The sequence below is a fragment of the Candidatus Binatia bacterium genome (genome assembly GCA_026415395.1).
GTDB lineage: Bacteria > Desulfobacterota > Binatia > HRBIN30 > HRBIN30 > HRBIN30.
Map to the genome: position 1 here is coordinate 878382 of JAOAHD010000007.1, position 17936 is coordinate 896317.

General features: G+C 62.9%; 16 protein-coding genes. 6 read left to right on the forward strand and 10 right to left on the reverse strand.

What is annotated here, in order from left to right; all coding sequences use genetic code 11:
- Positions 1-31 precede the first annotated feature (31 nt).
- The 7 genes from N3C12_08305 to N3C12_08335 all read right to left on the reverse strand — a co-directional run bounded on the left by N3C12_08305 (position 32) and on the right by N3C12_08335 (position 8310).
- The gene (locus N3C12_08305; GenBank protein ID MCX8072438.1) at positions 32-808 is read right to left on the reverse strand and encodes a crotonase/enoyl-CoA hydratase family protein; all 777 of its coding nucleotides are present in this window, start codon (positions 806-808) and stop codon (positions 32-34) included.
- A gap of 73 nt (positions 809-881) precedes the next feature.
- Positions 882-2384 (reverse strand): GMC family oxidoreductase, encoded by a 1503-nt coding sequence (locus tag N3C12_08310; GenBank protein ID MCX8072439.1) that lies wholly within the window; start codon positions 2382-2384, stop codon positions 882-884.
- Between the two features lie 6 nt (positions 2385-2390).
- The gene (locus tag N3C12_08315) at positions 2391-3323 is read right to left on the reverse strand and encodes a hypothetical protein (protein ID MCX8072440.1); all 933 of its coding nucleotides are present in this window, start codon (positions 3321-3323) and stop codon (positions 2391-2393) included.
- A 293-nt stretch (positions 3324-3616) separates the two neighbouring features.
- Positions 3617-4708: a helix-turn-helix transcriptional regulator gene (locus tag N3C12_08320; protein MCX8072441.1), complete on the reverse strand. Its 1092-nt coding sequence runs from the start codon at positions 4706-4708 to the stop codon at positions 3617-3619.
- A gap of 352 nt (positions 4709-5060) precedes the next feature.
- Complete coding sequence (locus tag N3C12_08325; GenBank protein ID MCX8072442.1) at positions 5061-7085, reverse strand: hydantoinase/oxoprolinase family protein; 2025 nt, start codon at positions 7083-7085, stop codon at positions 5061-5063.
- The gene (locus N3C12_08330; GenBank protein ID MCX8072443.1) at positions 7079-7321 is read right to left on the reverse strand and encodes a zinc ribbon domain-containing protein; all 243 of its coding nucleotides are present in this window, start codon (positions 7319-7321) and stop codon (positions 7079-7081) included. Before N3C12_08330 ends, N3C12_08325 begins: the two co-directional genes overlap by 7 nt.
- Before the next feature lie 227 nt (positions 7322-7548).
- Positions 7549-8310, reverse strand: coding sequence for an arginyltransferase (locus tag N3C12_08335; protein MCX8072444.1), 762 nt, complete (start codon positions 8308-8310; stop codon positions 7549-7551).
- Between the two features lie 119 nt (positions 8311-8429).
- On the opposite strand from N3C12_08335, the gene N3C12_08340 reads away from it, so the two are divergent.
- From N3C12_08340 to N3C12_08355, 4 genes are read left to right on the forward strand one after another with little or no spacing between them, the layout of a single operon-like run.
- The gene (locus N3C12_08340) at positions 8430-9191 is read left to right on the forward strand and encodes an ABC transporter ATP-binding protein (GenBank protein ID MCX8072445.1); all 762 of its coding nucleotides are present in this window, start codon (positions 8430-8432) and stop codon (positions 9189-9191) included.
- Between the two features lie 11 nt (positions 9192-9202).
- Entirely contained in the window at positions 9203-10369 is a 1167-nt protein-coding gene (locus N3C12_08345; protein ID MCX8072446.1) for an ABC transporter permease, read from the forward strand.
- A gap of 14 nt (positions 10370-10383) precedes the next feature.
- Positions 10384-11574, forward strand: coding sequence for an ABC transporter permease (locus N3C12_08350; protein ID MCX8072447.1), 1191 nt, complete (start codon positions 10384-10386; stop codon positions 11572-11574).
- 57 nt (positions 11575-11631) lie between these two features.
- A complete protein-coding gene (locus tag N3C12_08355; GenBank protein MCX8072448.1) occupies positions 11632-12837 on the forward strand; it encodes an efflux RND transporter periplasmic adaptor subunit in 1206 nt (401 codons plus the stop codon).
- Position 12838: 1 nt separating this feature from the next.
- On the opposite strand, the gene N3C12_08360 is transcribed toward N3C12_08355, so the two are convergent.
- Entirely contained in the window at positions 12839-14236 is a 1398-nt protein-coding gene (locus N3C12_08360) for an APC family permease (GenBank protein MCX8072449.1), read from the reverse strand.
- A gap of 319 nt (positions 14237-14555) precedes the next feature.
- On the opposite strand from N3C12_08360, the gene N3C12_08365 reads away from it, so the two are divergent.
- The gene (locus N3C12_08365) at positions 14556-15776 is read left to right on the forward strand and encodes a hypothetical protein (protein ID MCX8072450.1); all 1221 of its coding nucleotides are present in this window, start codon (positions 14556-14558) and stop codon (positions 15774-15776) included.
- Between the two features lie 153 nt (positions 15777-15929).
- Positions 15930-17027: a flippase-like domain-containing protein gene (locus tag N3C12_08370; GenBank protein ID MCX8072451.1), complete on the forward strand. Its 1098-nt coding sequence runs from the start codon at positions 15930-15932 to the stop codon at positions 17025-17027.
- Here N3C12_08370 and N3C12_08375 read toward each other — a convergent pair.
- Both N3C12_08375 and N3C12_08380 read right to left on the reverse strand, forming a co-directional pair.
- Positions 16938-17519, reverse strand: coding sequence for a CDP-alcohol phosphatidyltransferase family protein (locus N3C12_08375; protein ID MCX8072452.1), 582 nt, complete (start codon positions 17517-17519; stop codon positions 16938-16940). The genes N3C12_08370 and N3C12_08375 overlap by 90 nt on opposite strands.
- Before the next feature lie 5 nt (positions 17520-17524).
- On the reverse strand, positions 17525-17875 hold the full coding sequence (locus N3C12_08380) for a hypothetical protein (GenBank protein ID MCX8072453.1): 351 nt from the start codon (positions 17873-17875) through the stop codon (positions 17525-17527).
- Positions 17876-17936 lie beyond the last annotated feature (61 nt).

Consider the following 17936-nt stretch of genomic DNA (forward strand, 5'->3'; position numbering starts at 1 on the left):
CGAACATGTGTGCTGGCAGATTCCTCCGCATTCAATCGAAGCGACCATGCCGCCCTTCGCCGGCGGTGAAGCGCTGTGCACCAGCGACGGCCTCGCCGCTCGCGAGCGTGACCCAGCCGCGTCGAAATTCGTTGCGTAACGCTGCTTCGAAGCTCAAGCCCTCCTGCTCGTACGCCGATAAGCGGTCGCGCCGCAAGCAAGTTTGCGGGAACTTGGCCAGTTCCTGGGCAAGCGTCTCCGCTGCCTCACGACCTTGGCCGACGGGAACGACGCGGTTGACCAGCCCCATTTCCAAAGCTTCGCGCGCCGACACCGGCCGCCCGGTCAAAATGAGATCCAGTGCGCGACTGAGGCCAATGAGCCGGGGGAGACGCACCGTACCCCCATCGATGAGGGGCACTCCCCAGCGCCGGCAGAACACACCAAACACGGCCGACTCTTCCGCCACCCGCAGGTCGCACCACAGTGCGAGCTCGAGCCCGCCAGCCACGGCGTAGCCCGCAACGGCGGCAATCACCGGCTTGCCGAGCAGCATGCGCGTCGGGCCCATGGGACCATCGCCATCCTCCTGCACGACGTTGCCTTGACCTTCGGCCACAGCCTTCAAGTCTGCGCCTGCACAAAAAGTTCCGCCCTCGCCCCACAGCACCGCAACGCTCGCCTTCGGGTCGGCATCGAAACTGCGGAAGGCGTCGGCCAGTGCGGCTGCGGTGGCACGGTCGACAGCGTTGCGCCGCTCCGGCCGTGACAAAACCACCGTCCAGACCGGACCGTTCACTTCCACCCGCACGCTGGTTGGGCGCGTCATGTCGTCATCCTCTGGCCGCCCTCGGTACCACTGTGGAGTTTTTCAGGAAAGCCTAGGTTCCTCAGGTCGAGCCTCACCCCCCGCGGGCGACCCATGCGCGGGCATTGCGGCGCACGAGGGCCATGATCGTCAGTTGGGGATTGATGCGGTTCGACGTGGGGAACAAGCTCGCATCGGCCACAGCCAGGCCGTGGTACCCGTGCACGCGGCCCCAAGGATCGCACACCGAGAGCTGCGCTCTGCCGGCGCGCGCCGTGCCCATGGGGTGAAAAGCCATGACTTCGAGCTGACTCCGTCGCACGCGCGCTCTTTCCAGCGCGGCCACATCGCTTGCCCGCCGCAGCACGGGTAAAGCGCTCACACCTGAGTAAACCTCCACGGCTCCGGCAGCGAAAAAGGCCTCGGCAGTGCGGGCGATGGCAAAGAGGAGCTTGCGCACGTCGCGGGTGCCGAGACGGTACCAAGCAACGGGGTGCGGCGTACTCCCGATGCTCCACACGCGCCCGCTCGATTCGTCGCTAATCAGCGCCCCAAAACTTGCCATCAGTTCGAAGGCGCGCATCCGCTCGGCATAGGTATGCCCGAAGCCGGGAATCGCGGCCGCTTGCACCTCGGGGGGAACGAACTGCCCTTGGATGAACACGCCTTGGTCGATGAACTCGTCGATGTTGTAGGCCTGCGGCACCTCGCGCCAGCCGCGAATTGGTTCGGGAAACAGCGCGACCACGCGGGTAGCGGGGTGAAGGTGCAAGTTGCGGCCAAGCCACGCGTTTTGCACTCCCGAGGCTTGCAGGAGTGCTGGCGTATGGAGCGCGCCAGCGGCCACGACGACGAGAGGTGCAAACACGTCGAGCTGGACGCCTGTGCTCCGCCCGTGCGGGGTGACAGCGTCGGCAACCACCCCTAGGGTGCGGCGCCGGTCGAACAAGATCCGGCGCACCCGCGCGTGCACCCACAACGTGGCCCCGCTTGCGAGGGCTTCCGGAACTTTGCTCACGCTCATGGCCAACTTGCCGTCGCTCGGGCACCCGAATGCGCACCGCCCAGTGGCGAGGCAACCATGCTCGTTGCGCGGGATGCGCGAGCCCTTCCAGCGCAGCACCCGCTCAACGGCTTCCTGAATGCGGCCGTTGGCCGGGCCGTAAAGCTCGTCGGGTACTGGTTTGATGCGCAAGTCACGCTCGATCGCGGCGTAGTGCTCGCCGAGTTCGGTAGCGCCTTCGAGTCCGTATTCGTGCTCCCACATTTGCAGCACAAAGTCGGGCGTGCGGTAGCACGTGCCACTGTTGATCGTGGTTGTGCCACCGACGCAGCGGCCGAGTGGAACGATGATGGGTGGGACTCCGAGTGTGCCCGTAAGTCCACCATTGCGATAGAGGTGCGAGAAGGCAAACCGCACGTCGCCCGTGAGACGAACGCCGGTGAAGTAGCTGCCTTCCTCGAGGAGCACGACGCGCCAGCCGGCGGCAGCGAGCTCCGCCGCTGCGACGGCGCCGCCGGCGCCGCTGCCAACCACCACCGCATCGGCACTGACACGATGGTGGCGCTGAAGCTGCGCGGCATCGTAGGCCATCATTGCCGATCACTCCGGCAGGGTAGGCTCGGGGTATGGCCCCTTTTCGCCTCGTTCGCGCCGAAGCCGTGCCAGTTCGAGGCGCGAAGGTAGCCAGTCGTCGTCGACCCGGAATTCCTGCCGCACGGTTGGCTCGCCATAGGCGTGCAAGCCGAGGAGGAGTTTCAACGCGTGCGCGGCTTGCCGCCGAACCAGCAAGCGGCTGCGCTCCATCGATTCCAACACGGGCACGCGGTCCTCCCACGAAAGTTCGCAGAGCCGCTCGCGCCGCCCGTGAAAAAGCCGCGGGTTCCAATCCACAAACGCCAGCAGCCAACCAAATGCTTTGAGGGTCCATGCTCCTTGCGTCGCTAGTTGGCTCTCGACGGCGCTCGCTAGCTTCCCGGGGGCCAGCGGCGGCGAGCCTCCGGGCGGCGGCAGAAGAAGTGTCTCAGCAACGGCCTCCAGAGTGCGGCGTCCACGTGGCGGCAGAGCTCCTGTCGCCGGTGCCGCCGTGGCCGCGTAAGTGAGCCACGCGAGCAAAGCGAGCGAGGCGTCGACCAGAAAATTTGCGAGATAGATGAAGTAACGGTCGAACGCGGCAAAAAACCATAGGCAAGTTAGGCTGCTTGTGGCTTTGCCGATGGCAAGCGGCACCATGAGCAAGCGCCGTTCTGTAGGCGCTTTTGCAATCAGCGCTGCAAGCGCAGTCACCGCCGCCATGTACGCCACACCGAGGCTCAACCAAAAGCGATGCGCGAGATGCGGCGCGGGAGGGAAGCCCAAAGGCCGGCCGACAGCGTTGAGCGCATCCACCGTGCCATCAGGAAAGAGGAAAAAGAGCGCACCGACGAGGCCAAAGGTCCATGCGAGCACGCGGTAAACGAGACCAAGCAGCCGATCGACCGTAGCCTCTGCACTGCTAGGTGTGGGGTTGCAAGCTAGGGGTCCGTTCGCTGTCATCGCCTTCCTCCACCGAAACCTTAGTTGCTATTCGCAGGGGTCGCGGAACGCAAGCACAGCACAAGGGCAACTGTTGGAGAAGGCCCTCGGGTTGTCAGCCGGGTGTGAGCGGAGGAGTGCAACGCGACCAGTGACTTTCAGCTAAGGATCGCTCGACTCAAACGTGGCCAACCCTGCCAAGGGGCAAGGTTAATGGCTCAAGCTTTTCCACGCACGGCTTGCTCTCGCTCGTGGTTGCGTTGGCGGATTGCTCGTTGCCGACAGGCGAAAAGTATCCGAGTTGCGAGCAGCGGCTAATCGGCGGCCGCTTGCTTGCTCCGTTGCGCTCGCCGGCCCTCTCGCTTTCGCCTCGTCGTTGGTTCTCTCGAACGCAATGGGGAGGTGCGCATCGTCCCTAGCGACCGCACGCAGCGCTGCAGGAGCTCCCGAACCTCTGCCGGCTCGCGGACGGCAGCACTGCGGTAGATGGCTTGCACGAGGGCGAGGTGGCGTTTCACGAGTTTGGTGTTTTCGGCGAAGTACGTCGCCCCGGAGCGGTCGGACCAGGAACTCAGGCCCCCACTGACGTAGTGGGATTCGTAACAATGCGTCCAAAACCGAAAAGGGACTAGGTTTGCTGCCGCGAGGAACACGACGTGGAGGGTGTGAGGAAACTGGCGGATTTGTTCCAGAGCCCATTCCAGGCATTCCCTGCGCAGCGCTCGCGGCAGTGCACCGTACGTGTCCGAGGCAGCAACGATTGCCTCCACGGTCGCTATGGGTACAGCAGCGAAAAATTGTAACGAGCCATCGGCGAGGCGTTGCAAGGTACGCTCGCGGTTCGCGGTAGCAACGGCATTCATGGCCACAGCAGGATGGTTCTCGGTAACGGGCGGCGAGGTGACGGCCCAGCTCGCTGCGCGGACAGCGAAGTACCGCTCGCTAAATGCCGGGGCCTGCAAGGTGCAGGGAAGGGGTTCGCTCCATACCCAGCGACTGCAGCTGCGGGCTTCGTGATACGCAATCAATTCAGCAAACTGCTGCGCTTTGGCGTCCGGCCACGAAAGCTCCCAGAGGAACACCGTGCCGCTGTTTTGGCCACCGCGCAGCCAGCACGGCTCGACCCCAAACGCAGCCGCAAGAAGACGGAGCTCGTATTCGGAGATGAGGCGTGCCGCTGTGCGACCGCTGCCGTTGTTGGCCATTAATTCGATCTTGGCAATCCGATCCCGCCGGATGTGGGGAACGTAAGGGAGCTGCACCGGAGGAAAAAGCTGGGAGCGCAACGAAGAACATCGCTCCGCGAGCTCCGCTTGTGTCCAGCCGCGCTGCTTGCGTAACCAGGCGACGCGCCTGGCGAGTTCTTCGAGTTCGTTGTTACTCAGGCCTAGAGCGTTCCTTTGCATACGAATTTGCAATCACAGCGTTTCTGAAAGTGGACTTGCGAGAGACACGGGTAAAGGAGGCGCTATGCCAGTGACCGAAATTCCTCCGCAGCTCAATGTGATGTGCGCCACGCAGACCCTGTGCTCGACAAAGCACAGGATGTCGCCTGGCGATATGCGCGGAAAGCTTGTACAAGAAGAGCCACTATTTCTGACAAAATTCTTCAGCATATGCAGCAGCGAGACTTGCATCATAAGAGTGCCCCCCGTCAAGTGATCATGACGAGGTGAGGGCCGGCCGCCCACTCTCCCTCAGTCGGCTTGCCGCGCGGCGTCGCACCTGCCCGGAAATGCCCGGTTGTCGGCCCTCGCGCTAAGACCACCGCGTGGCCGCGTTTGCGGCGCGCTGCAGGAGTAAGTGTCCTGTGGGGTGGCGCCTGGCGCTCCAGCGTGGTGGAATCCAAGTCGTGCTGCTGAGCTCGACAATCAGTGCTGGTCCCACCACGAGCTCGCCGCTGCGAAGCGCATCGCGCTCATAAAGAACGACGGTGTGCCAGCGACCTCGGTAAAACACCCGATGTTTCGTGGCGGTCTTTCCGGCGAGCACGACCGAGCGATCGACAAAGCGAAGGGGCAACGGCCGTTCGCGCCCGAACACCCGTAGGTTCACGACCTCCACGGCGCGTTCGGGATCATGGTACCCGTACCATTGCTGATGCGCCCGTTCGAAGCGCGCGCGGTAATCGGGTGCGAGGTCGACGGCAAGCTCGTACGATTGCCCCGCGTAACGAACCTCTAGCTTGGTCTCGATGCGCTGCCGGGCGGGGGGAATGCCCTCGGCTGACAGCTCGTGGCGTACCTGGGCCACGAGCAGGCTGGCAGCATGCTCGAGCGCCGCGAAACTTGGCTCCCTCCACAGTAGGGAACGCACGGCGGTGCGCTCCACGGGTGCAGTTAGCGCCCCCCATGCGGACAATAGGCCTGGTGCCAGCGGGATCACCACCCGCGACATTCCCAGTGCGTCAGCGAGCGCACACGCGTGCTGACCGGCGGCGCCGCCGAAGGCGATGAGTGCGCAGCCGCGGGGATCGTGCCCGCGTTCGATGCTGACGGCGCGGATCGCGCGCTCCATACTGGCGTTGACGACATCGATAATGCCGGCGGCCGTTGCTTCCACACTCTTGCCCAACCGGCGCGCTAGCGCACCGACGGCCGACCTCGCACGGGTTTGCGAGAGCGGAATGCTCCCGCCGAGGAACAGCCACGGCACAACGCGCCCGAGCACCACGTTCGCATCGGTTACCGTAGGGAGATTTCCGCGTCCGTAACAGGCAGGACCGGGATCGGCGCCAGCGCTCTGCGGCCCGACCTTGAGCAGGCCGCCTTCATCGATAGCGGCAATTGACCCGCCACCAGCGCCAACCGTGTGCACGTCGACTGCGGGGACCTTCAACGGAAGTCCAGCAATGCTCCACTCCGTCGTCGTGGGCACCCCGCTGTCGAGCAAACTCACGTCCGTAGAAGTGCCGCCCATGTCGAAGCTAATCGCTTGCCGGATGCCTAAGCTGCGGGCCACCGCCCACGCGCCGCGTACCCCACCGGCTGGTCCGGAGAGGCAGGTGCGCACGGCCTCGCGCCCGGCGAGCGACGCAGACACTGCACCCCCGCTCGACTGCAACACGCGCAGGCGTGCACCACGCGATGCCAGTGACTGTTGCAGGGTTTCCAAATGGCGCTGCATGAGCGGCTGGACATACGCGTTGGTAACGGCGGTGCTGAAGCGTTCGTACTCGCGATGCTCGTTGGCCAGCGCGTGCGATACCGAGACGAACACAAAACCACGTTGGCGCACGGCGCGTTCCATCGCACGTTCGTGCACTGGGTTGGCATACGAATGGAGGAAGCAAATCGCCACCGACTCCGCTCCACTTTGTGCGAGCTTCCCGAGCGCGTTCGCGATGGCCCGCTCGCTTAGGGGGACGAGAGGTTCCCCCGTGTGTAGCATTCGTTCCTGCACGCTAATGCGGTTCTTCCGCGGCACCAAAGGCTCCGGCCGCTTGGGCTCAGGGTCGTAAAGGTCCGGCCGATTTTGGCGGCCGATTTCGATCACATCCTCGAAGCCCGCGGTGGTCAGCAGTGCCACCCGCGCTCCTCGCCGCTCGAGCAACGCATTGGTGGCGACCGTCGAGCTGTAGGTCACGGTGCAACCGGCTCGCTCGCCGAGGAGATGGCGCAAACCGGCAAGCACTGCTTGCGCAGGGTCCGCCGGGGTCGACGGCACCTTATGAAGGCGCAACTCGCCATCGATGACGGCAACCAAGTCGGTGAACGTACCGCCAGTGTCGATGCCAACCAAAATGGGCGTTGGTGGTTTCGCGCTAAGGCGCGGCCTTACCACTCGCCGCCTTCCATCGCACAGGCGCCCCGTTGCGGAGCGCCGCAGGCTCCGCACGGACCGGGCTCGGCTGCAGCCGCCCGAGCCGTGTCGTTGTGGGCCACGGCAAATGTGGAGAGGAGCCGGTCCACCCGCGCGCTGCCGCAGTGCCGGCAAGCAACGCCGTCACGCTCGCGACCGGAGACTAACTCCTCGAAAGTTTTTCCACAGCTTTGGCAGCGGTATTCGAACAGCGGCATGGTTTTCCCTCACACCGTGGGTATTGGCCAGCAGGAGTATGCTTCTGCAACGCGTCTGTTTACCGATTCGCCAAAGAGTGTGCAAAAGACCTGGCGCCCAAGCAATCCCAGGAGCCGTGCCAACAGAAATCTGAACGCGCAAGAGAGCTATTCTTCATGCAATGAAGAAGGTGGATCGGCCCTCGCGATCGAGGGAAACCACACCGCGGCGGACCGCGACTGAAGACTCAGCACACGCTCCGGTCCGGCTCGTCGGGGCCGGAGAAGCGCCGCCAGCGGCCGTGAATCAGGCGCTCGTGCGGGAAGAAGCGAGCTTTGTACGCCATGGTCGCACAGCCCTCGACGTAAAGGCCGAGATACAAGTACGCCAAGCCCCAAGTACGACACAGCTCGAGTTGTTTGAGAATTGAGTACGTCCCGATGCTCAAGCGCGCCAGCGAGGGATCGTAGTAGCAATACACCGCGGACAGAGAATCCTCTGCTCGGTCGGTAATCGCCACGCCCACCAAGCGGCCGTCGAGCCAGTAGCTGAGTTCGAACGTTTCGGCGCAGGTGTCGACAAGAAACTCCTCGTATAATTGCCGGTCGATCAGCCCATCCGTTGTGAGCAGGCGGCGCTCGACTTTGTGTCGGTTGTACAAACGCACCCGCTCGAAGTCAGCCCGCGGCGGTCCGATCCGCGTTTCCAACAGGGCAGAGCCACGACGGAAAATGCGCCGTTGTGTCCGGTTGGGGCGAAACTCCGACACCGGCAACCGAATGGCCTGGCAGGCTTGGCAGCCCGGGCACCGCGGCCGGTAGAGCAGGGCGCCCTGACGGCGATCGCCCGCTTCCAACCGTTGTGCGAGTGCGGTGCGCGACAGCGGGCGTACCGGCAAGCGCAGGGGCATCCGGGCAATCTGACCAGGGAGGTACGGGCACGGGCTGTATTCGTCGTAAACAACCCATTCGCGAGCCGGACCTGTACTGCTGCGACTCTGACTCTCCATAAGCCTCAAACGAGCCCCATGTAGCTGGGCACAAATCAGTGTGCAGGGAAAACGGCAGCAAAGCAACTCAGTTTACCACCCTCGTTTGGGCTCGGAGGGACGGATACACTCACACGAACATGACTCGGGTCGTCGACAGCGAACAAGAGATCCTGGTGCGCACGGTTGCGGTTTCCCGCGTGTACCGCCGGGGTGTAGATGAAATCCGCGCGCTCGAACGCGTAACGTTGCAAATTCCGGCCGGTCGTTTCGTGGCTTTTATGGGACCCTCGGGTTCGGGCAAATCCACGCTAATGAACCTGTTAGCCGGCCTCGATCGCCCCACCTCCGGCGAAGTGTGGGTGGCCGGCCAGCGGCTGGACGTCTTGGACGAAGACCAGCTCGCTGCTTGGCGGGCGCGGCATGTGGGCCTGATCTTTCAGTTCTTCAACTTGATTCCCGTACTCACCGCGCGGGACAACGTCGCCCTCCCCCTGTTACTCACACCTCTCGACAAGCGTGAACGACTGCGGCGGGCGGAAATTGCGCTGCGCATCGTCGGCCTGCGGGATCGCATGCATCATTATCCGCGCACGCTCTCGGGTGGGGAGCAGCAGCGGGTGGCCATCGCACGGGCGCTGGTGACCGACCCCGATTTGATCGTTGCCGACGAGCCCACCGGCGATCTCGATGCCCGCAATGCCGAGGCGGTGTTGGGGCTCTTGCGCCGGCTGCGAACCGACTTTGGGAAAACCATTATCATGGTGACCCACGACCCCCGCGCCCTGCGCTTTGTGGACATGGCCTTTCACCTCGACAAGGGCACTTTGTTGGAGGGTGAAGAGGCGGCACGCGCGCACGAGGCGATCTTGGTGGCAGCAGGGGCTGGCCCTCGTGGGTAAGGGAGTGTGCCATGAGTTACGTGCAGTTGGTTACCGCCAATTTGCTACGCAACAAGCTCCGCGCTGCGCTTACGTTCGGGGCCGTGAGCCTGGCGGTGATGCTCGTGGTGTTCCTGCTCACCATGCCGGCGGGCATGGACGCGCTCCTGAATTCCATCGCCAGCAACACCCGGGTTTCTGTGCACAACAAAGCCGGTATTGTTTACTCGATGCCCTACGCATATGCCCGCAAGATCCGCCAGGTCGAAGGTGTGGCCGCTGCGGTGGGAACTGCCTGGTTCGGCGGCGCCTACGAAGAGGAAGGGCGTGTCACCTTTCCCAACTTCGTTGTGGAAGCTGAACACGTGGGCGCGGTCTACCCCGATTATGGCATCGCCCCACAAGCCTTAGACGACTTCCGCCGTTACCGGGATGGCGCACTCGTGGGGCGGCAAACGATGAAGCGCTACGGGTGGAAGGTGGGCGACCGCATTACCCTCAAGAGCACCGTGTGGGCCGTCGACCTCGATTTGCGCATCGTGGGCGAAATCCCGCTCGAACGCTCTCCGGTTGTGTGGATCCAGCGGGCTTACCTGGACGAGGCCTTGCTTGCGCAGCGTGGGCAGGGGCTAGGCATCGTCCATGTGGTGTGGGTCCGGGTGCAGGACCCCAACCGCGTCGACGAGGTGATGCGTTCGATTGACGACATGTTTCGCAACAGCGAAGCCGAGACTGCTTCGGAAACAGAGAAAAGCTTCTTTGGTAACTTCTTCGGTTCCCTGAAGGGCTTCATGACGATCGTTTTGTTGGTCACCTTCTTGGTTGCCATTTGCGTGGTGGTGATAGCCGCAAACACTGCCTCGATGTCGATCCGGGAACGAGGGCGAGAAATTGCCGTGTTTAAAGCGCTGGGCTTTCCGCGCCGTGCGGTATTTGCTGCGCTGTTGGCTGAGTCAGCGTTGTTGTGCACCGCGGCGGGGCTCACGGGAGTGGTGCTGGCCTATGGCTTTACCCACGGGTTGCGAAGCTTTGCTGCTGTAATTCCGGCGCTCGGTCCGCTGGGGAGCTTTCTCGTTACCCCCGGAGTGGCAGCGCAAGGTGTCGCTCTTTCCCTGGTTGTTGGCCTCCTTGCCGGGTTGGTTCCCGCTTGGGGCGCGGCCCGCAAACCGCTGGTGGAGACGCTGCACGAAATTTTTTAGCGCGGATGGGAACGATGCTCGGTGGAGGGCTGTTGCCGCTGTCGTACAGCATCAAGAATCTCTGGAGTCGGCCGGTGCGGACGGCGATGACCGTGACCGTGGTTGCCCTGGTCGTCGTCGCGTCGAGCTTATTTTTGGGGCTGATCACTAGCTTAAAACGCACGCTCGTGAGCACCGGGCATCCTTTGAACTTGGTGGTGATGCGCAAAGGATCGGATAACGACGGCGCTAGTGCACTCTCACAGGCAGCGTATCAAGCGATTCGCTTTTACGACGGGATTGCGCGGAATGCGGCGGATCAGCCCTTGGTTTCGCCGGAACTGGTGGTGCAGCCGTTTTTTTGGACCATCGAGGGCGGCCGGGAAAATGTGCTCGTGCGGGGTGTGGAACCAATTGCTCTCGAAGTGCACGACCAAGTGCAGATCATTGCCGGGCGCATGTTTCAGCCGAGCGCAGCCGAGGCGATTGTTGGAAAGTCGCTCATCGGCCGGTACCAGGGAGCCGAGCTGGGAAGCGAGCTGCGCTTCGGACGCGGCGGTTGGAAAGTGGTCGGGGTGTTCAGTGCGGAGGGCTCGTCCTTCGAGAGCGAGGTGTGGGTGGACGTGCGCGAGCTCGCGAACGATGCCAAGCGTCCGCTGCCATACTCCGCCATTCGGCTGCGGGCAAACACGGAAGCCGACCTTTGGGCCCTGAAGGCGCGGATCGAGGCGGACCCGCGCTACGCGTTACAAGCTGAGCGCGAAACCGAGTACTACGCCAAGCAATCCGAGTCGGCAAACTCCCTCTACGTGCTCGTAGTGGCGATTGCGCTCTTCTCGGGCATCGGCGCCGGCTTCGGGGCGGCGAATACAATGTATGCGGCCGTGCAAAACCGCATCGCGGAGATTGGCACGCTGCGCGCCCTGGGGTTCTCGCGCACGAGCATTTTGCTCGCCTTTCAATTGGAAGCGCTGTTCCTAGCGGTGAGTGGCTTTGCTGTGGGCGCGGTTGGAGCGGTGGTCCTGGCCGATTCGCTCGGTCGCTGGCTGCGCGGCATTGGATTCGGGGCCGCTACGTTTACGACCAATGTCGTGCAACTGCGTATCAGTGCTGGAGACCTGATTGTGAGCCTTTGCCTCACGCTGGCGATTGGATTGATTGCGGGTCTTGGTCCGGCGATGCGTGCGGCCAGACTGCCGCCGATCGAGGCGCTGCGCCGGGGGTGAGGTGCGCCCGAAGCGGCAGCCTCGTCGCTCAGAACACTTCTTGTTAAAGGATGCATCGTGGCTGACGACAAAACGACACACGAGTCGCTGAGCGATGCACTGGCGGCGTTGCGCCTGCCGCGTGAGGACTCTAGCGTGCTTCCTCGCCGGCGCCGCCGCTGGCTGTGGATGGTGCTCGCCTTGGTCGCCCTCGTTGCCCTGCCGTGGTGGTGGTGCCAGGGGCGGGTGGTAGAGGTGGCGGTTGCCGAAGTGACGCGGATTAGGCCCTCTCAAGCAGGCCCTCTGCCGGTGTTGTCGGGCTCTGGGTACATCGTCACGGGGGAGCGTTACGTGTCCATCGGCGTGCGGGTGCCTGGGCGGATCGAGCGCTACTTCGTCGAGGAAGGACAGAGCGTGCGCAAGGGCGACCCCTTGGTGCAATTGGACGACCGTGACTATCGCGCCCAGGTCGCGCGAGCGGAGTCGCAACTGGCACTGGCGCGCGCCCAGGCGGAGTTGGCCGAGGCAGAACTGCGGCGGGTACGGACGCTGCGCAGCCAAGGTGTGGCCTCGCAGCAAGAGCTCGACGTTGTGGAAAGCCGCGCCAGGGTGGCGCGCGCCACGGTGAAGCAAGCTGAGGCAGAACTGCAGCAAGCGCGAGTGAATCTCGACTACACCGTGCTGCGCGCCCCGACGGACGGGGTGATTTTGGCCAAGACCAAAGAGGTCGGCGAGATTGCCATCCCGGGTGGATTTGCGGGTTCCGGCGACCTCATCCGCATGGCGAACTTGTCTGACCTTCGCGCTCAGGTGGACGTGAACGAAGCGGATCTGAATCGCGTGTTCTTGGGGCAGAAAGCCCTGGTGACGCCGGACGCGTACCCCGATGCGAAATACGAGGCTGAGGTCGTGAAGTTTTACCCACAGGTGGATCGCTCGAAGGGGACGTTGCGCATCGAGGTGCGCATCCTCGCTCCTGACGACAAGCTCCTCCCCGACATGAGTGCCCGGGTGACCTTCCTTGCCGATGTTGCCGCGGCCGGGGACGGTGAACCTCTGGTGTTTGTGCCGAGTGCCGCGGTGCGGCGCAATGAGCGTGGTGAGGCCTTTGTGTGGGTCGTGAACGGAGAGCGCGTACACCCGCGAGCGGTCAGGCTCGGCCCGACTGTGAGCGGACGCGTGCAAGTGCTTGCCGGCCTGGAAGGCAACGAGCGGGTCGTGGTGAATAACGTGCCGCTGCGCGAGGCTCAGCGGGTGCGTGTGGTTCAGGGCGGGCAGGCGTAAGCTACGAAGCGACGGAAACCCCGTTGGCGGTGTGGCGCTGGAAGTAGCGATAAAACGGGAGCGCAGTGGCGGTCATAGTGAGTGCCACGGCGCATTCCACCGGCCTCCCCCACAGCAGGCTCGCAGCAATTGCCCCATTGGCCACGAGATAAAGGGCCGGTAGCCACGGGTACCCCCAAGCGCGATAAGGGCGCGGCCGTTCCGGTTGCTTGCGCCGCAAGGTGTAGAGGGCTGCAGTATCGGCAATGGTGGCGAGTACGATCGCGAAGGTTGTGTAATCGAGAATTCGCGGGAAGCCTTGCAGGACCAGCACCAACGCGATCGCGGTTACTCCTTGGGCAACAATGGCGCCGTGGGGCGTGCGGTAACGGTCGTGCACGCGCTCGGCGCCAGGGAAAAAGTACCCGTCGAGTGCCATCGCGTAGGCAATGCGCGGGCCGACGAGTACGGTGGCGTTGAGGCAGCCGAGCACGGAGGCCAGCACCAGAAGTGCGATGGCGGTAGCCCCAACGTCGCTGAGGAGCACACGTGCGGCTGCTTCGCCCACATTGGGTTGATGGCTCAGCTCGTGGATAGGAAGAGCGTACAAATACACAACGTTCAAAAGCAAATACGCGCCAATACACAGCCCGAGGCCGAGGAAGAGCGCGCGGGGGATGGTTGTACCCGGACGATGAATTTCGCTCGCGACGTACACTGGAGCATTCCAGCCGAGGTAACTGAACAGCACCGGGGAGAGGGCCAGTCCAAAGTTCGTCCAAAGAGCATTAGCCTCGAGCTGCGGGCCAACGAAATGGGCCCACGACCCGCGGCCAGTGGAAAACGCCCAGGCACTGAGGCCCACAATCGCTAGCACTTTGATCAGCGCAGTGATGTTGTTGAGGCGCGCACCGCGGCGGACTCCTGCGTAGTTGATTGCGGACACCACCGTAATCGTTGCCGAGGCGAGTAGCAGGGTGCCGCCTCGGTCGAGCCCAACAAACCGGCTCACACCCTCGGCAAAGCCGGCGGCGAGAGTGGCTACGGTGCCGGCGTAAATCACGAAGAAGGACAGCCACCCCACTATGAATCCAGCAAATGGGTGGTACGCTTCGCGCAAATAGACGTAATCCCCACCGGCGCGGGGAAACATCGCACCGAGTTCGGCATTGGCGAGTGCTCCGGCAAGCGACAGCAAGCCGCCGACGAGCCAGACGGCAAGAAACAGCCCGGGATGGGGGAGCAAAGCGGCAATCGGACCGGGCGTGAGGAAAATTCCCGCACCGATGATCGAGGAAACGCACAACATCGTTGTGTCGAAAAGGCCGAGCTCTCGATGCAAACGGTCCTGCGGATGGCGATCGTCAACAAACACGCTGCCGGTGTGACATAGCCGCAGCACTCGTTCCAGACCGTTCACGCGCGAATCAATCGAGTCGTTGCCGGTGGGTGCTTGCGGAAGACACGGGGACCTGGGTTAAGCACGGTACACGACAAGCTAGGCTTGCCGCCAGGAAAGTCGTGAACGCTCATTGCCCAGGCGAGCGGAGGACGCCGCGGTGTGCTGGCCACGATCCATCCTCGGAGACGGATTCTTTGCTTTGGTGCGGTGCTCAGTCGCCTCACGGTTGACAAGGGAGAACTCGGTTCGTGACATTGCGAGCAGCACCTGCCTCGGAGGCAACGATCAATGCCAGCCTAGACAATTGGTGCGGGAGTCCATCAAAGAGGTCTTCGCTGTGTACCAGGCGGGGGACGTGCCGGTCGATGGCTTCCCGGTGTTCGCCGTGGCGGCATATATCGCTATGGCAGCCTGGCCCTTAATTGTGTTTTTTGGGTCAGACCGAGAGCGCAAAGTGTACGGGCTGCTTGCCTGCACGGTCGCGCTCGGGGCCAGCTTGTGGCGCTTCGGGCAGACGCCACCTGGGGTCTGCTGCATGGACACAAACGAGAACATGCTGATTTTTTACAACACCGGGCGTTTTCATTGGTCGTTTCTATTCTTGGAGAGTCGCGCACCCATGGGGCAAGGTTTCGATTTTCTACCAGTGTATGTGTTTAACCGAGTGTTCCGGAACTTTTATGGTGAGCGTGTTGTTGGGCTCATCTTTCATCTGCTGATCGTCCTTGGGGCGAGTGCGTTGCTTCCGCGTCGTGGCTTGCTAACAGGGCTCGCTCTCATTGCGTGCGCCCCAAGCCTTTTGTGGGCTTCGCGCCACATGCAAGGGGCTCCGCTGCTGTTGGGAAAGCTTGGTCTGATCGGCTGCCTACAGGTCCTTCGGGAGCGCTGGAATTGGAAGGCTGCCCTCGGTGCTCTGGGTTGCCTCAGTTACTTGTCGTGGGGATATTTGCCCATGCGAATCACGTACGTGTTTCCCGTGCTCTGGTTGTGGCAGCGGCCCAGGGCGCTTCTGATGATTTACCTCCTTTTCAGTGTGCCCCTTTTCCTTACGCTCGTTGCTTTACGAAAATACGTCCAGCAGCCCGTTGAGTGGAGGCTTCTGCCGAGACACCTGACCACTGGGAGCTATCGGATTCCGGCGCTAGGCGACGTGAGCCTGAGCCTCCGGTCGCTTGTCGACCCGCGAGGCGGGGTCAAAACAACCGCCTCGCATGAAGGTGTCCAGGCCCTCCCCTTAACCGCAGTTCCGTTTGTTCTCTGGGGGGCGATGAAGGGGCCGTTTGGCATTGCCGCTTTGGCCGCGACGACGCCGGATATCTTCTCGGAAGGAGCGGCCGGCCGGAGTCACCGAATGATGGTGAACGTTTTGCCACTGGCTTTTGCGGCCGCTCAGGCGCCGAGTCATCCAGTACTCGGGCTCTTGGTCGCTGCGGAAGGAATCGGTCGTTGGGTATGGATCAGTTTGTACACCAGACCGTTGTTGTGGTGCTGGCACAATGGCTACGTCGGGTTGAATCCTTGTGAACACGTAGAGCCTCGGCCAGTCTACTGCAGGTAACTGGAGAAGGTAGACGCCCGTCGCTGGGGCGAGGCCGACATTGGCCGTCCGGGAGTTCCGCTCCCGTGGAGAGCGGGTCTCGTTGGTCGGGCCGACACACCGTGATGACATTGACCCATTTCGGCGCGCTGGTGCCGTGGTAAGGTGTGTCCTATGACGCGACGAGAGAGGGTGCAGGTCGGGGTGAGCTTGCTCGCGGGGGCGGTGTTTTTGTTGCTGGCGTTTCGCAATGTTTCGCTCGGTGAGTTGGGGCAGGCGCTCGGCCGCTTCCATTGGCCATGGTTGATTCCCGCGCTCGGCGTGAGCTTGCTGCTCATGGTGCTGCGCACGTGGCGGTGGCAGCTCGAGCTCCGGCCGCTGGAGCGCGTTCCCTTCGGCCGGCTTTGGGCCGTAACCTCGGTGGCCTATTCGGCAATCAATCTGATCCCCGCGCGGCTGGGTGAGGTGGTGCGGCCGTGGCTCGTTGCGCAGTTCTCGAACGTACGCATGTCCCAAGCAGTGGGCAGTTTAGTCGTTGAAAAGCTCATGGATTCGTTTTGCATCCTTGCGTACACCTTGGCTGCGCTGCTGCTCAGCGAGCAACTTCCCGACTGGGCCCGTCGCGGCGCGGTGGTCCCAGCGGTTGTGACGGTGGTGTTCGCTGTTTTGGTCGCGCTCGCCTATACGAAGGGAGAGCAGTTCGTTACCCGGCGTGTGGCGTTGGCGTTGCCGGAGCGGGTGGGCGAGGGCTTGAGTCGGGTGGTCCGCGCGGTGCTGGAGGGCATGCGGGTGCTGCCCGACACTCGGCTTTTGGCGCAAGTGTTTGTCTTGTCTTTGCTGCTCTGGTTTTTGCCGATTTTGTCGAGCTGGATCGTGCTGAAGGGATTCGGCTTCCCGGTGCCGTTCTCGGCGGCGTTGTTGGTGTTCCTCTTTATCGGCCTGGCAACGGCGATTCCGAATCCGCCTGCCATGGTGGGAACCTTTCAGTATGCTTGTGTCTTGGCCTTGGGCATTTACGGCATCGAAGAAAATGCTGGGCTGGCATTCGGGCTGTTGTTGAACGCTTTGCAAGTCCTCACCATTGTTGCGCAAGGGATTGTGGGAGCGATGGTGCTGGGCTTACGCTGGGCTGACATCCGCCGCGCCGGGCGAGTCGTGAGGCACGGGGAAGTGGACAAAAGGCTAGAGCTGCCTGCGCCGGTGATAGAGGTCTCGCTGGAGCCAGTCGATCCAGAGCGGTGCCGTGGAGTAGAGAGGCACGAGCAGAAATAGTGAGTGCACGAACGCGTCAGGGAGCCAGCGGAGCCCAAGGGAGAAGTTGCCAATTAAAGCACCCAAGAGCACGTAATTGGCCACGCCGCCCCAATGCCCAATGCGGTTGCTCATCCTGTGTTGCTCATCAGCCTCGGCCCCGCCGCGGGAGCGAACGACGTAAGCGCTAAATGCGCAGAGGATGCTTGCCGGCACCCACCAAGGAACAAGACCGAGAAGCACGTACGCAACAAAAGCGCAGGTGAGGAAGGCAATGTCGGCCCCATGATCGAGCCATCGTCCGTAGGTGCGACCCACGGGGTTGCGACGCGCCCAGCGGCCGTCGGCGATGTCGCTCCATGCGGCAAAGGCAAACAAAGCTGCCGTGGCGAAACTGGCCGCGCGCGAGCCGCGCTCTGCTTGCCAGACGCACCAAGCGAAGAGGGGCCCAGCGAACACCCGGCCGAGCGTGAGGACGTCGGCAGCGATGGGTTGCCCAGACAGTTGGGTCACATTCGTCAACTACCTTGCCGCAGGAGGGATCGAACTTCGCCGGTCTCCCGCAGGAGCTCGTTCATCGTGACGATCCAAGGGCGCGCGGGTGCGCTCGTGGATCGATGGTCTTCATCGCTTCCGGTGTCGGCCTGTTGTTCCGTGGGGTTCTGCCCATCACGCACAGCGGTGAGAAAATTCTTGTGGCGTTCGAGCAGCGCACCAAACTTCCGTAAGGAAGCCCGGGGAGCGCCTCCCTCTTGACTGTGGAGAAACTGCTCAGCTTCTTGAATTTCGCGACTATAGCGCTCGAGCGCTTCGTTTACGTCGCCCTTTTCCTCCACGGCTCGTAAGAGATCCACGGCCGCGGTGGTCACCCGACCCAAGTGCTGCTCGGCGCGTGCCGCGTAGGATCGGTCGGAGCACCCAGAACTGCCG